General features: G+C 38.4%; 14 protein-coding genes. 13 read left to right on the forward strand and 1 reads right to left on the reverse strand.

What is annotated here, in order from left to right; genetic code table 11:
• Positions 1-27 precede the first annotated feature (27 nt).
• Complete coding sequence (locus QPK98_RS13495; protein ID WP_310993989.1) at positions 28-2,091, reverse strand: acetate--CoA ligase family protein; 2,064 nt, start codon at positions 2,089-2,091, stop codon at positions 28-30.
• Positions 2,092-2,284: 193 nt separating this feature from the next.
• Here QPK98_RS13495 and QPK98_RS13500 point away from each other — a divergent pair, with 193 nt between their 5' ends.
• The 13 genes from QPK98_RS13500 to QPK98_RS13560 all read left to right on the forward strand — a co-directional run bounded on the left by QPK98_RS13500 (position 2,285) and on the right by QPK98_RS13560 (position 14,452).
• The gene (locus tag QPK98_RS13500; protein WP_310993990.1) at positions 2,285-2,716 is read left to right on the forward strand and encodes a c-type cytochrome; all 432 of its coding nucleotides are present in this window, start codon (positions 2,285-2,287) and stop codon (positions 2,714-2,716) included.
• Positions 2,706-4,031 (forward strand): cbb3-type cytochrome c oxidase subunit I, encoded by a 1,326-nt coding sequence (locus QPK98_RS13505; RefSeq protein ID WP_310993991.1) that lies wholly within the window; start codon positions 2,706-2,708, stop codon positions 4,029-4,031. The genes QPK98_RS13500 and QPK98_RS13505 overlap by 11 nt, the downstream gene beginning before the upstream one ends.
• A 5-nt stretch (positions 4,032-4,036) precedes the next feature.
• Positions 4,037-4,966, forward strand: coding sequence for a quinolinate synthase NadA (gene nadA, locus QPK98_RS13510; protein ID WP_310993992.1), 930 nt, complete (start codon positions 4,037-4,039; stop codon positions 4,964-4,966).
• Positions 4,963-6,540 carry an L-aspartate oxidase gene (gene nadB / locus QPK98_RS13515; protein WP_310993993.1) on the forward strand — a complete coding sequence of 526 codons (1,578 nt, stop codon included), beginning with the start codon at positions 4,963-4,965 and terminating at the stop codon, positions 6,538-6,540. Before nadA ends, nadB begins: the two co-directional genes overlap by 4 nt.
• Positions 6,537-7,133, forward strand: a complete 597-nt coding sequence (locus tag QPK98_RS13520) for a thioredoxin family protein (protein WP_310993994.1) — start codon at positions 6,537-6,539, stop codon at positions 7,131-7,133. Before nadB ends, QPK98_RS13520 begins: the two co-directional genes overlap by 4 nt.
• A 264-nt stretch (positions 7,134-7,397) precedes the next feature.
• Complete coding sequence (locus tag QPK98_RS13525; RefSeq protein WP_310993995.1) at positions 7,398-8,663, forward strand: acetyl-CoA hydrolase/transferase family protein; 1,266 nt, start codon at positions 7,398-7,400, stop codon at positions 8,661-8,663.
• Positions 8,664-9,355: 692 nt separating this feature from the next.
• Positions 9,356-9,784: an RrF2 family transcriptional regulator gene (locus QPK98_RS13530; protein WP_310993996.1), complete on the forward strand. Its 429-nt coding sequence runs from the start codon at positions 9,356-9,358 to the stop codon at positions 9,782-9,784.
• Positions 9,785-9,885: 101 nt separating this feature from the next.
• Complete coding sequence (locus tag QPK98_RS13535; RefSeq protein ID WP_310993997.1) at positions 9,886-10,320, forward strand: RrF2 family transcriptional regulator; 435 nt, start codon at positions 9,886-9,888, stop codon at positions 10,318-10,320.
• 84 nt (positions 10,321-10,404) lie between these two features.
• Entirely contained in the window at positions 10,405-12,216 is a 1,812-nt protein-coding gene (locus tag QPK98_RS13540; RefSeq protein ID WP_310993998.1) for a cbb3-type cytochrome c oxidase subunit I, read from the forward strand.
• 11 nt (positions 12,217-12,227) lie between these two features.
• On the forward strand, positions 12,228-13,244 hold the full coding sequence (locus QPK98_RS13545; protein ID WP_310993999.1) for a cytochrome c: 1,017 nt from the start codon (positions 12,228-12,230) through the stop codon (positions 13,242-13,244).
• A gap of 2 nt (positions 13,245-13,246) precedes the next feature.
• A complete protein-coding gene (locus tag QPK98_RS13550) occupies positions 13,247-13,516 on the forward strand; it encodes a hypothetical protein (protein WP_310994000.1) in 270 nt (89 codons plus the stop codon).
• Positions 13,517-13,519: 3 nt separating this feature from the next.
• Complete coding sequence (locus tag QPK98_RS13555) at positions 13,520-13,942, forward strand: cytochrome C (protein ID WP_310994001.1); 423 nt, start codon at positions 13,520-13,522, stop codon at positions 13,940-13,942.
• Between the two features lie 171 nt (positions 13,943-14,113).
• A complete protein-coding gene (locus QPK98_RS13560; protein WP_310994002.1) occupies positions 14,114-14,452 on the forward strand; it encodes a carboxymuconolactone decarboxylase family protein in 339 nt (112 codons plus the stop codon).
• The last annotated feature ends 137 nt before the right edge of the window (positions 14,453-14,589 follow it).

The following is a 14,589-nucleotide window of genomic DNA, read 5'->3' on the forward strand; positions in this document are numbered from 1 at the left end:
ATTAACTTTATAGGGATTTTAAAAGCTTTAAATGTGCTTCGCTACCTTAATTCGCGCATCTACTGCGGTAATTGCGCGTTGAGTGCCAATCAACGGATTGATATCCATTTCTATAATTTCGGGAGCAACTTCCACTAAAGCAGAAAGACGTTGAATTATTTCTACAAAGATGGCTTCATTTGCTCCTTTTTTTCCTCTGGTGCCTTGAATAAGTTTATACCCACGAAGCGAGCGCAGCATTTTTTCGGCTTCAGTTTTAGAGATCGGACTTAGTCTGGCAGATACGTCGTTAAGCACTTCTATAAAAATACCTCCCAAGCCACAGAGAATGGTATGGTTAAAACCGGGCTCTTTTAAAACACCTACAAATAATTCCAATCCTGTTATTTGAGGCTGCACCATTACAGCGGTGGCAGAATCAATTTCCATTAGTTGGTCAAAAGTTTCGGCAGCTTCATCTTTATTGGCGATATTTAAAACTACGCCCTGCGCATCCGATTTGTGAAGCGGCCCCACAACCTTCATTACTACGGGATAATCCATGTTTCCCATAGCATTTAGCAGTTTCTCTCTAGAATTTTCTACAATTTCATAAATCCGCGGAATTCCTGCTGCATCCAATAATTGGGTAGTTTGTTCTGGTGATAGATATCCTTCGGAAACGGAATCAATTACATTTCTAACTTCTTCGACATCAATTTTTGGCAAGGAAATTTTATCTGATTGGGGCTCGGGGGTATTGTAAACTTGTGCCAAAGCTTTTCCCAAAACTACTTCATCTGGAAAATGGATATGCCCTTTTTGTAAGAAGGACATGATTTCATTATGCGCATTGACCACCGACGGTAGCACGGGAAAAATGGGTTTGTCGCATATTTCCAACTTTACACTTAATACGTTGTAAACATTTTCAACATTAAACAGGCCTGCGCTTCCAAAAACCACCACCATGGCATCGATATTTTCAAACTTATGTTCGCAATAATCAATGATGATGCCCAATTGCTCTGCAGTTCCGGTAGCTAAAAAATCTATTGGGTTGGCAACAGAAGATCCTGGATAGAGAAAGGACTTTAATTTTTCTGCATCTGGCCCAGAAATTTCCGGCACTTTTAGTCCGCCCTTGGAAAGCTGATCAGCAAGCATCACGGCTGATCCTCCAGCATGGGTTATGATAGCGATATTTTTCCCTCTTAATTTTCGATAGTTAAAAATGGAAGCTACACTTAATAACTGTTCGCGGCTGCTGCAATACACGATGCCAGCTTTATGGAACAATGCGCGCACCGTCATATCGCTACTTGCTATGGCACCCGTGTGCGAGGTGGCGGCGCGACTACCTGCTGCAGTGCTTCCGGCTTTAATGGCGGCGATCTTGGCTCCTTTTTTGATCAGGGATGATGCGTGCTTTAGTAGTTTTTTAGGATTGGAAACGGTTTCCAAATAAAGCAGTTTTACTAAAGGATCGGTCTTTGGATCAAAATGTTTGTCCATATATTCCAAAATATCCTCAACACTGGTTTGTGCTGCATTTCCCGTGGAAAAAATATTAGCAAAAGAAACGCCCAAGGGCATTCCAGCTTCCATAATAAAAACAGCCGTTGCGCCCGAACCTGAAATTAAATCGCATCCATTTGGGTTGAAAGGCGGTACCGGTGCTGTAAAAACGCCCTTGTAATGTTCCGTGATAACACCTATACAATTTGGCCCAATTAGGCAAGCATTTACACTGTTGACCGTTTCTGTAATTTCAGCTTCCCATTGTTTTCCCTGTTCGTCACCTTCGCCGAAACCAGCGGAAATGATAATAAAAGCTTTTGTGTTTTTCTCTGTTGCCAATGTTTTAATGACCGCCGGACAATGTTTAGCGGCAATGGCAAGAATGGCAAGCTCGGTTTCCGGTATTTCTTCAACCGAAGCATAACTTGTAATACCCTGTACTTTCTCCTCTTTTGGATTGACAACGTATAGTTCACCCTTAAAACCACCGGTAAGAATGTTTTTGAGCATATTGCCGCCGGGTTTTTTAATGTCGTTAGAAGCACCAATTACGACGATGTTTTTAGGTTGAAGCAGTTGTTTGTTGACCATAATAGAAGAAAATTGGCTATAAAAGTAAAGCTTGTTTCGGAGAGGCAATATGATAAAAATCATATTCTGAGAAATGATGAGGATAGAAATTTGGCTCATATTGTATAATAAGGTATTTTTATCCTTTTATTTAGTAACTGTCAAATTACAAGCAAATTTGGTTAATTATTTTACACGAATTTAGTCCCTCAAAATGTCTATAAAACCAAGACCCTACATTTTAACAATCACCATTTTAGTATTCCTTTTTGGTATTTACAATTATATCGTTTACAACACCGAGAGCTACATTGCTGTAGAAAAGCTATCGCCGGTAGCAGTGAAAGGGCAGCAGTTGTTTCAAAGCAATCGTTGTTGGTCCTGTCATCAATTATACGGTTTGGGCGGTTATTTGGGGCCAGACCTTACCAATATCTATTCCGAAAAGGGAAAAGGACCATTATATATAAAGGCTTTTCTAAACAGCGGCGTAAAAAGTATGCCTCAGTTTAATTTTACCGAAGCTGAAAAAGTTGCTTTAGTCCAATATCTAAAACAGGTGGACGAAACAGGAATATACCCAAATTTTGATGCTGAAATTCAAGCAACAGGTTGGGTGAAAATAAAATATAAAAATGAAAAGTAAAGCCCCTATCTATTTTCTCCTTTTAGCATTAACGGCCTTGTTTTTAGGAATGTTCTTCGGAATGACTGCCTCGTTTCAATACCTAATGCCCGAGTTTCTAAAAGAAATAATACCATTTTCAAAACTGCGTCCTTTCCATGTTACTTCAGTGGTTTCATGGATTGTACTTTCTGCAACGGGAAGCATCTATTTTTTCTTAACATACATTGAAAAATTTAAGGTGTTTTCACCGCTGATGGTGAAATTACATTTTATAACCTTCCTCCTTACGGGGATTGCTATTTATTTTTCCTTCGCTTTTGATTATACCAAGGGCAGAGAGTATTTTGCGTTCTATCCTGTTTTAATGATTCCTATTTTGTTGGGGTGGTTGCTCTTTGGTATAAACTACTTTAAAACCCTCTACAAAAACATAAAAGCTTGGCCGGTATATTACTGGATGTGGGGCACAGGAATAGTCTTTATGAGCTATCATTTAATGGAAGCCCATTTTTGGCTGTTTGATTTTTTTAGATTAGACTTTATTAAAGACTTTTCAGTACAATGGAAATCAACAGGTTCCTTTACGGGGTCCTGGAATATGTTGGTCTATGGTATCTCAATTTACCTGATGTCCAAAATAAAGAAAGACACTCATGTAGCTACAAATAAAATGGCGTTTTTCTTTTATTTCCTCGGGTTAACAAATTTGATGTTTGGATGGGCACACCACACTTATTTGGTGCCTACGCAACCTTGGATTCGGTACGTAGCTTATGGTATAAGTATGACCGAATGGATTGTGCTAGCTTCCATTATTTACAATTGGAAACGCTCCGTTTTAAACGTTGAAAAGGAAAACCATCCTATGGCATATCGCTTTTTACTTTCAACTGACTTGTGGATTTTCATCAATATAATTATCGCTTTGCTGTTTTCAATTCCAGCGATAAACTACTATACCCACGGCACTCATATTACCGTAGCGCATTCCATGGGAACCACTATAGGCATTAACACTACCATTCTGTTTTCGGCTTTGTTTTTTATTGCGCATCGTCTTTATCCAGATTTTGAAACGGATAGAAAATGGATTAAACGCGGACTTATTTTCTTTAATATTTCGCTATTTGCTTTTTGTCTTTCGCTGTTTATCGCAGGTGGGAAAAAGAGTTATTGGATGTATGCGGCTAAAGATATTTCGTTTTCTGAAATGCAGCACTCACTCGTTCCATACTATGTTTCATTCTTCATTTTCGGTATTGGGGTTTTTGCTTCGCTTTTGGTTGTTGCCTTCCCCATTTTTAAATTATTTCTTCAAAAAATTAAATCATAAATACGATGGATTTACATCAAAAAATAATTGAACTAAAAAATCAAAAAAACGCAGTTATCCTCGCGCATTATTATCAGGTGCCCGAAATACAGGAAGTAGCGGATTATGTTGGAGACAGTTTAGGGCTTTCACAAAAAGCTGCAGAGACAGATGCCGAAGTAATAGTATTCGCCGGGGTGCATTTTATGGCAGAAACAGCCAAAATATTGAACCCAAATAAAAAAGTGCTGTTGCCAGATATGCTGGCAGGCTGTTCCTTGGCAGATTCTTGTCCGCCAGATGCTTTTAGGAAATTAGTTGAAGCACACCCAGACCATGTGGTAATTACTTATGTAAACTGTTCTGCGGAAGTAAAAGCGCTAAGTGATATTATTTGCACTTCTTCAAATGCTGAAAAAATTGTAAATTCTATTCCGAAAGATGTCCCAATTATTTTTGCACCTGATAAGAATTTAGGAAGGTATATTGAAAAAACAACTGGAAGAAAAATGCTGCTTTGGGACGGTGCGTGTATTGTTCACGAAGCCTTTTCAATAGATAAGCTATTGAAACTTTACAAGGAACATCCAAAATCTAAAATTATTGCACATCCAGAGAGTGAAAGCCATGTTTTGGATACTGCAAGCTACGTAGGTTCAACAGCAGGAATGATTGATTATGTGAAGAAAAATCCTTCCGAAAAATTTATAGTTGCCACTGAAGCTGGAATTCTGCATAAAATGCAACAAGAAGTGCCAGAGACTGTATTGATTGCGGCACCAGCGGAAGAGGATAATACCTGTGCCTGTAGTGAATGTGCCTTTATGAAAATGAATACCCTACAAAAGTTATATGATTGTTTGTTAAATGAAACCCCACAAATAGAAGTTTCTGAAGCAGTACGTAAAAATGCAATTCTTCCTATTGAACGAATGCTCGAACTATCAAAAAAATGATAAAAACCAATTTTTTGATTATTGGTTCTGGAGCGGCAGGATTAACATTGGCAGTAAAACTGGCAGAAAAATTTCCAAAGAAAAAAATTACCGTGGTTACTAAGGCGAACCAGTCTGAATCTAATACTAAATATGCCCAAGGTGGCGTGGCCGCGGTTTTTGATAGAGAAGAAGATTCATTTCAAAAACATATAGAAGATACAATTGTTGCTGGGGATGGACTCTGCAATAGAGCAGTCGTAAAAATGGTTGTTAAAGAAGGGCCGTTTTGTTTACGAGAATTAATGGAATGGGGTGCCAATTTTGATACCAATGCAGATGGAAAACTTACCTTGGGTAGGGAAGGAGGACATTCTAAATGCAGGGTAATTCACCATAAAGATGCCACTGGCAACGAAATTGAGCGTGCATTATTAAAACGCACCGAACAACTGCCAAATATTACGCTCCTCGTCCATCATTTTGCGATAGATTTGATAACAGAACATCACGCTCCAAATCTAAAATCGGAAAATGCTACATGCTACGGTGCCTACGTTTTAGATCAGATTTCAGGTAGTGTTTATACAGTTAAAGCCAATTCTACAACCTTGGCTTCCGGTGGCGTGGGGCAAGTGTATGGGCATACCACCAACCCGGCAGTGGCCACGGGCGACGGCATTGCAATGGCGTATCGAGCAAAAGCGCGAATTGAGAATATGGAGTTTATTCAGTTCCACCCAACAGTGCTTTACGATGGAAAAAAAGGATCTTCTTTTTTAATCTCTGAGGCCGTTCGTGGTTTTGGAGCCTTTCTTCGGAATAAAAAAGGCGAAAGATTTGTATTTAATTTTGACCAGCGTGGCGAATTGGCATCACGAGATATCGTTTCTCGCGCAATTGATTCTGAGATTAAAAATTCTGGAGAAGACTGTGTTTATTTGGATTGTACCCATATTGACATTGATGAGTTCAAGAGTCATTTTCCCAATATATATGCTACTTGTTTGTTGAATAAGATAAACTTAGAAAAAGAATGGATTCCGGTTGTACCGGCAGCGCATTATTTGTGTGGTGGTATAGTTGTAGATGTTAACGGAAAAACAACAATTCAGAATCTTTTTGCTTGTGGTGAATGTTCTTGTACAGGTTTGCATGGGGCTAACCGGTTGGCATCAAACTCGTTGCTGGAAGCTTTGGTTTTTGCAGATCGAATTTTTAAATACATCAGTAAGAATCTATCTTTGCATCCGACTATTCCAATTGCGAAATGGGATGATGCCGGTACACTTGTGTTAAGTTGCGCTAAAGTTCTTCCGCAGAAAACAGAAGAATTGCAACACTTAATGCGAAATTTTGCGGGTATTGTTCGCAATAATAGAGATGTAAAGAAAGCCGCGCTTCAACTTGAAAAGCTATATTCGGAAACCGAGATGTTATATAAAAAGCACAAGTTGAACACCGCTTTATGCCAGCTTCGGAATATGATTAATGTTTCGCATTTAATAATAGAACAATCGCTGAAGAGGAAAGAAAATTACGGCGGATATTATAACGAAGATTACCATTCTAAAAATATAAAAGAAAAACTATGAAAACTTTGATTGAAAATTCAGTTAAAAAAGCAATGGATTACGAACAGTACAACCTGCTTTTTAAACAATTGGTGGAAGAAGGAAGAACTACTGGAGAGCAAACCGAGATGAAGGTAGATTATACAAAATTGAACCTGAGTCGCACCAAAAGATTAGATAAAACGGCTAAAATAGCTGAAGAAGCTGTAACGGCTTTTAAAAATATTTCAGATAAACAAACTTGGCTTGTAATTAGCGAACCTTGGTGTGGCGATGCGGCACAGACACTTCCATTTTTAAATAAGATTGCCCAACTTTCTGATAAAGTAGATTTAAAGATTGTGCTTCGCGATGAAAATCCAGAGCTTATGGATCAATTTTTAACCAATGGCTCGCAGTCTATTCCAATCGTAGTTGTGCTGGATGAGGCTATGAATGTACTTCACACTTTTGGGCCGCGCTCCAAAGCCGCTACAAAATTAGTGACGGATTATAAGGAAGAACACGGAGTTATTGACGATGCTTTTAAACAATCTCTTCAAATGTGGTATAATACTGATAAAGGCGTTTCTATTGTAAATGATCTTTTGGAAGCCATAGCGGTTAAGGCATAAAAATGAACCACGAGAATTTACTAAAAGGAATTCTGTTTAAAGGGAATCGCGAGGATTTTAGGCTTAACACCTAATTTCAGGCACAATACGTTTATTGGGCTTGTAACTCTGTGGTCGTTGGTTAGATTATCTTTTTAAAAACTGTCAATTTATTTAAAAAATCTGACCAATATCATTTTTCAAGATAGCTGGATTCTTAAACTTTGCATAAATTAACTAAATATCCACCCAGGGTGTTCCGCTTAGCCGGAAAAAGGGAAGCTTATGAAAATAGTATCTGCCCAAGAGGCTGTATCCATAGTAAAATCTAATAACCGCGTATTTTTTCAAGGCGCAGCGATGACTCCAAATTTATTGATAGATACATTGTGCCAGCGGTATCAAGATCTTAAGAATGTTGAAATTGTCCAAATTCACACCCATGGGGATGCAAAGTTTTTGGAAGCGCCCTATAACCAGGCATTTCATTTGGCCAGTTGTTTTGTGGGGCAAAACGTACGCAAAGGGGTAGATTCCATTCACGGCGATTATATTCCAGTATTCTTAAGCGAAATTCATTGGCTCTTCAGAAGGAATATTCTGCCATTAGACGTTGCCTTTATTCAGGTTTCACCGCCAGATAAGCACGGGTATTGCTCTTTGGGGCTTTCGGTAGATGTTACTTTACCCGCCATTCAAACGGCAAAACATGTAATAGCCTTAATTAACCCAAATGTTCCAAGAACTCATGGCGACGGAATCATTCATATCAATAGCATCGATTTTGGAGTGGAAATAAACACGCCAATCTTTGCATCTACTATTGGCGAACCTTCAGAAATTGAAGCGGTAATTGGTAAAAACGTTGCCAGTTTGGTAGAAGATGGCGCAACCTTGCAAATGGGTATTGGCAATATTCCAAATGCGGTGCTTCACAACCTACAACACCATAAAAGACTAGGCATTCATACTGAAATGTTTAGTGATGGAATTCTTCCTCTGGTAGAAAAAGGAATTATAACCGGTGAGGAAAAAGAAATGAAAACCGGTAAGATTGTTACCTGCTTTGCTATGGGAACAAAAAAACTATACGACTTTATAGACGATAATCCCAATATTCATTTCAAGGAAGCGGCTTACACCAACGATACTGCTATTATTAGAAGAAACCCTAAAGTTACAGCTATCAACAGCGCTATTGAAATAGATTTAACGGGTCAGATATGTGCAGATAGTATTGGTATGTATCAATATTCTGGGGTAGGAGGGCAGATGGATTTTATTCGTGGGGCCTCACTATCAGAAGGAGGGAAGCCAATTATCGCTATGCCGTCTGTTACCAATAAAGGCATTTCTAAAATTACACCATTTTTAAAAGAGGGCGCAAGCGTTACTACCACGAGAGCCCATGTTCATTATGTGGTTACGGAATATGGCGTTGTGAACCTATTTGGAAAAGGATTGGAACAACGCGCAAAAGCCCTTATTTCAATTGCACATCCAGATCATCGCGAAGCATTGGAACGGGAAGCAAAAAAGCGGTTTCATTAATTATAATTGTAAAACAATAGCGTCCTAAACGTTCATAAGGTAACCATTGAAAGCCCTTGTTTAATGGGGCTTTAGAGATAATATGAAGCTTAGGGGGCTGTAATTGAGAATTCCTGTTTTTTGGCCTATCGAAAATTTATCGTAAAATTTGAAGTGAAGTTCCCGTAAAATTTTAGGCTGTTTGAGCCAACAAAGATAGTCATCAGAGTACTGGACTTAAAGGCGAGTTCCTAAAATTTAGGGGACGAACAAAAAATTTAGAGAAAATTTCGTAAGTCTAGATTTTTTTGGTTCGTTTTTTCATCAATGGAAAAAATGAACAGGTTAAATATTTAGGACAGGATTGATTGTAAAATAGTCTTGTCCGACTAAGACATAAGACCGCTGCGCTAAAAGACATAAGACGTAAGACTTGCTTTTTAATAGATTGAAAACTAGATAAAATTGATTAAACATACTTTTTAATCGATAAATTTTGATGTTAAGTATAATAGCATGCTGTCATTAAATAAAAATATTCTAATTGCCTATTATCTTTGACCCAACAAATTTTCTCACTCTTTTAATCGGACACTAATGATTGTAAAACATATAAATTTGGAATAATGATGTAGTGTGCCTACGGATAGACTTTAAGGTTTTTTTATCCTTTAAGTAATGGGAATTATTTAAATTTACAAAAAACCAATACTATGTTCTCAAAAGCTTGCGAATACGGAATCCGGTCGGTGTTATTTATTGCGGAACAATCCGAAGCGGATAAACGACCAAATATTACAGCAATTGCCAAGGCCGTTGATTCCCCTGAACCTTTTACGGCTAAAATATGTCAACAATTAGCAAGGGCAGGAATAATTTTATCTAAAAAAGGGCCTAACGGAGGCTTTTATATAGAAAAAAATTCCTCGCTGACACTAGCTGATATTGTTGCGTGTATTGATGGAGATGCAATCTTTAAAGGTTGTAGTTTGGGCTTGCCCGAATGTTCTTCAGATCATCCTTGTCCGGTTCACGATCAATTTCAAGACGTACGTGAAGGGCTTAAAAATATGTGTGAAAACACTACAGTACTACAATTAGCCGATAAACTTCGAAATGGCGAGACATTTTTGAAGCTGTAAAATATTGCCATTCAATCTATAACCAAAGTGTTGAAATTTATTTCTGACAGCTGTATCAGAAATAGGTTTTTTATATACCTTTGTAAAAAATTAACGACCCCATGTTTTCAAAAGCGTGCCAATATGGAATTAAGGCTTCGGTGTATATCGCATCGCAATCTGCGTTGGGTATTCGCGTTAGTTTAAAGGAGATTGCTTCCAATGTAAATTCGCCTGAAGCATTTACTGCTAAGATCTTGCACAAACTGGCGAAGGAAAATATTTTGACATCGCTTAAGGGCCCCAATGGTGGCTTTGAAATTCCACAAGGTGCTGCGGAAAAAATTAGATTGAGCAATATTGTTTCCGCTATTGATGGAGATTCTATTTACACAGGCTGTGCAATGGGCTTTGATTCTTGCGATGCATCAAAACCTTGCCCTATGCATTCTAAATTTGTAGATATTAGAAACAACCTTAGAGTGATGTTGGAAAACACTAGCCTCTATGAATTGGCTAATGGATTAGATGTTGGAATGTCGTTTTTAAAGCGATAAAATTTTTTTAAATTAATTCTGACACTTTTGTCAGAAATAGAAAAATTAAAATTTAAACTGATAAAAATCAAATATTTAATACAAATGAGAAAAGTGAATTGGTTCATTTTATTGATCCTGGGAATACTGCCACAGCTTGCGTCAGCACAGAATAAGGGGAGTATTTCAACAGAAAACTGGTTGTCAAGCCCTGGAATTATTGGCACCTTCGTGTTAATTGCCATTGTAATGGTTGTTGCGGTAATTATTCTTCTGGTGAAATTAAACGCCTATATAGATACGCTGAAAAAGAAACAACACGACAAAAATAAAATGGCTTTCGATGATGAGATTATCGGAATGGATGAAGGTGATATCGACGCAATCCTCGAAAAAAGGAAAGCTGCACTTAAATACAAGTTGTCTGGCGATGAATTGGGAGGTGAAAATGAAGCGGTAGATGAAAAAGGCCTGATCCATCATATAGACAATAAGCCAAGCAACGCCTTTTTTGATGAGAAGAAGAAAACATCACTCAGCTTAGAAACACCTGAAGCCTTAAAAAAATTGGTTATCTACTATATTGGAGCCGCAGCTTTTTGGTTGGTATTGGGAACCTTTATTGGGCAATACTTAGGGATGAAGTTTGTATGGCCAGAAATGGATCACCAATCTTGGCTTTCTTTTGGGAGGTTAAGACCGGTTCATACCAATATGGTGTTCTGGGGCTGGTCCTCGCTCGCAATGATCGGGCTGGCATATTTTGTTATTGCCCGAACCTCAAACACCACCATACACAGTTATAAAATGGGATGGTATGGCTGGTTCCTTATTAATGCTACCGTCCTTTTTGGGAGTTTGTCGCTAATGGCAGGTATCAATAATGGAGGAGGGGAGTACCGTGAATATATCTGGCCAATTATGATGCTTTTCGCTGCTGCCTTAATTATCACGCTTATCAACTTCTATAAAACCGTGGCAAAACGGAAAATTTCAGAAATCTATATTTCAAACTGGTTTATTCTTGCAGCGCTAATCTGGACTATTGTCTTGGCCGTTATTGGTTATTTGCCATTTTATCAAAATGGACTCGGAGAAACCGTAATCCAAGGATACTATATGCACCAAGGTGTGGGAATGTGGTTTATGACCTTTACCCTAGGGCTGGTTTATTACTACTTGCCTTCATCTTTAAACAAACCCATTTATTCGTATTCTTTGGGGGTACTTGCTTTCTGGACGCAGATGTTGTTTTATACCATGATAGGTACCCATCACTTTGTTTTTAGTCCACTACCATGGTGGCTACAAACAGTGGCGATTGTATTTAGTGCCGGTATGGCCATTCCAGTAATTGCGGGAACTACAAACTTTTTAATGACCATGCGCGGAAGCTGGAGCCATATTACAAAAAGTTATGTCTTGCCTTTCTTTTTGGTAGGAACCATATTTTACTTTGTTGGGTCTATGCAAGGAAGTGTACAGGCATTTCGATTTACCAATTTTGTTTGGCACTTTACCGATTTTAACGTGGCGCATAGCCATATGACAATGTATGGAATTATCGCCTTCTTTTTATGGGCATCTATTTATGCCATATTGCCAAAGCTTACCGGAAAGGAACCACCGCAGGTTTTGGTGGGCGCACATTTTTGGCTCGCATTCATTGGGCTATTTGCCTACATGGTTTCGCTTATGGCAGGAGGAACATATAAAGGGCTTAGCTGGATTGACGGCAATGCTTTTATTGAATCGGTAATCCTAATGAAACCCTACTGGGTATGGCGTGCCATTGGAGGTTCGCTGATGTTCCTTTCGCACCTGGTTTTTGTATATAATTTTTATTATATGATTAAAAACTATCGCAAAGTGGAAACCGAAGTTAAGTCAAAAGAAGTAGAGGAAATAACAGTTTAATATTATTAAAAATGCTCAATTTTCATAAAGAACATAAAAATTTAGTGCTCACCGCAGGAGTTGTGTTTATAGCACTGAGTATAATTATAGCAATACTTCCCGCATTTCAAATGCAGGAAACTGAACCCATTCCAGATCAAAAAGCCTTATCGGCAAATGAAAAAGAAGGCCTGCAAATCTATGTATCTGAAAACTGTATGGCTTGCCATACCCAACAGGTTAGAAATATAGAAATGGATAATATGTGGGGCGATAGACCCTCCATTCCATCAGATTATTATTTTAGTAAACAACGCTTAGATGTTTGGCGACAATCGCCTTCGTTGTTAGGAAGTGAGCGTACCGGGCCAGATTTAACCAATATTGGTAAACGTCAGCCAAGTGAAGACTGGCACCTGTTGCATTTGTACAATCCAAGGGCAGTAGTGTCAGAGTCTGTGATGCCTTCTTACCCGTGGTTATTTAGGGAAGTAGATAGTGTAAACGTAGGAAAAGACGATAAAACCATTACCGTTCCCAAGGAATTTTTTGACAAACCAGGAACCAAAGTAGTTGCTTCAAAGGAAGCTTTGTTGTTAGTAGATTATTTAAAATCTTTAAAACAAACCGAATTACCTGGCGGAAACGTAAGCGATTTTATTCCTGCTTTACGTAAAGTTCAAGAAGAGGGAATGAGTGGTGATAAATCTGGTGGTGGCGGTCTAGATGGTGCCAATCTGTATAAACAAACCTGTGCCGCTTGTCACCAAGATAACGGTAAAGGTATAGCGGGTGCATTTCCTCCTTTGGCAGGTAGTAAAATTGTAAATGATGAAGATCCTGAAATGCTAATAAAAATTGTGCTTCAGGGCTACGATGCTCGGCCAGATTATGGTGTAATGCAAGCCTTTGGCGACCTGTTAACTGATGCCGAAATTGCAGCAATAACCACCCACGAACGTAGCAGTTGGGGCAATGACGCTCCTCCGGTAAAGGAAGAAGATGTTAAGAAAATTAGAGAATTCGTTTTAAACGAACTAAATCAATAAAAATGAAAAAGATAATATCTGTTTTTGCGGTCTTGTTTTTATTAGGAAATCAACTGAGCTGGGCTTGCGATGTGTGTAAAAAGAACCAACCCAGTGGCTTTGAAAATATAACTCACGGAGCGGGCCCTTCAGGAATGTTAGACTATATAATTATTTGGTTGGGAATTATAATTGTGGTTGCAACCTTGTTTTTAAGCCTTAAGTACTTGATAAAACCAAAAGAGAGTAATCCAGACCACATTAAGAATATCGTTAAAAATGAAGGATTTTAAATTATGGAAGATAATAGAGTCATAAAAGTATTTTTAGATGAAGATCCAAAGCCGTTTGCATCTTTTGCACCACCGGTTAAGATTACATTAGATACTACTAAAATTCCCGATGGGAAACACACCTTAAAAATTGTAGCCAAATCGTCCAGCGGAATTGAGGGTGTTCGTGAAGTTCCTTTTGTGGTGCGCAACGGCCCAGCTATTTCGGTAGTAGGGCTAAAAGAAAACGAAACGGTTGATACCCAAGTGCCTTTGATTATCAATGCCTATGGAAGTGAAACTAGCGATTTTTTCGTTATAAAAGGTTCTGAAACGCCAAAAGCAATTCCGGCGTGGGTGTGGGCATTGGTAATTATGTTTTTCGGTTTTGGACTGTTCTACCTAATAATGTATTGGAGTCCTGACCTGTATAAATCATTTTTCTAAAGTGAGTTTTGAGCAACCGAAAATATAATTTGAAAGAATATAAATAAAAACAGGATTACGTATAAATGCAGTTTCAAATTTAATAGCAATTGAAGTTGAAGTTGTATTATAAAGTTATGACGGCTTTAACGCGAATTCTGTGTAGATATAAATAACTTTAATAAATAAATTATGGCAGATACAAGTATGTTTCCAAAGACAACCCGCGAATTAGCTGAGAAAAAGGCCGCATTGGCGCCACAAAATATTGAAGCGTGGCGAAATTTTAGCAAGACGGTATTTCAAGCCGGCGCGTTAGACGAAAAAACAAAACAACTCATTGCAGTTGCCGTAGCTCATGTAACCCAATGCCCATACTGCATTAAGGCTCACACCCCACAAGCTATGCGTAAAGGTGCCAGCAAGGAAGAAATAATGGAAGCTATTTGGGTAGCTTCAGAAATGCGTGCCGGAGCTGCTTATGCCCACGCCACCCTTGCTATGGAAGAAATGGAAAAGCACAGTAAGTAGAAACTTCTCTGTTTTTAATTAACGGCGGCGCAATGAATGATATTTAGTAATAAATAGCTCTAGTTTAAAACAACTATTATGTTGGATATTTGAAATTTCCGGTATTTTTTCACCCTTTAGAGAGGGGTAAAACCAAT

This window comes from Aequorivita marina (genome assembly GCF_031631895.2).
Lineage (GTDB): Bacteria > Bacteroidota > Bacteroidia > Flavobacteriales > Flavobacteriaceae > Aequorivita > Aequorivita marina.

Bases quoted from the DNA above. Each gene is read 5' to 3' on its own strand.
- QPK98_RS13495 (WP_310993989.1), bottom strand. From the start codon at position 2,091: ATGGTCAACAAACAACTGCTTCAACCTAAAAACATCGTCGTAATTGGT.
- QPK98_RS13500 (WP_310993990.1), top strand. From the start codon at position 2,285: ATGTCTATAAAACCAAGACCCTACATTTTAACAATCACCATTTTAGTA.
- QPK98_RS13505 (WP_310993991.1), top strand. From the start codon at position 2,706: ATGAAAAGTAAAGCCCCTATCTATTTTCTCCTTTTAGCATTAACGGCC.
- nadA (WP_310993992.1), top strand. From the start codon at position 4,037: ATGGATTTACATCAAAAAATAATTGAACTAAAAAATCAAAAAAACGCA.
- nadB (WP_310993993.1), top strand. From the start codon at position 4,963: ATGATAAAAACCAATTTTTTGATTATTGGTTCTGGAGCGGCAGGATTA.
- QPK98_RS13520 (WP_310993994.1), top strand. From the start codon at position 6,537: ATGAAAACTTTGATTGAAAATTCAGTTAAAAAAGCAATGGATTACGAA.
- QPK98_RS13525 (WP_310993995.1), top strand. From the start codon at position 7,398: ATGAAAATAGTATCTGCCCAAGAGGCTGTATCCATAGTAAAATCTAAT.
- QPK98_RS13530 (WP_310993996.1), top strand. From the start codon at position 9,356: ATGTTCTCAAAAGCTTGCGAATACGGAATCCGGTCGGTGTTATTTATT.
- QPK98_RS13535 (WP_310993997.1), top strand. From the start codon at position 9,886: ATGTTTTCAAAAGCGTGCCAATATGGAATTAAGGCTTCGGTGTATATC.
- QPK98_RS13540 (WP_310993998.1), top strand. From the start codon at position 10,405: ATGAGAAAAGTGAATTGGTTCATTTTATTGATCCTGGGAATACTGCCA.
- QPK98_RS13545 (WP_310993999.1), top strand. From the start codon at position 12,228: ATGCTCAATTTTCATAAAGAACATAAAAATTTAGTGCTCACCGCAGGA.
- QPK98_RS13550 (WP_310994000.1), top strand. From the start codon at position 13,247: ATGAAAAAGATAATATCTGTTTTTGCGGTCTTGTTTTTATTAGGAAAT.
- QPK98_RS13555 (WP_310994001.1), top strand. From the start codon at position 13,520: ATGGAAGATAATAGAGTCATAAAAGTATTTTTAGATGAAGATCCAAAG.
- QPK98_RS13560 (WP_310994002.1), top strand. From the start codon at position 14,114: ATGGCAGATACAAGTATGTTTCCAAAGACAACCCGCGAATTAGCTGAG.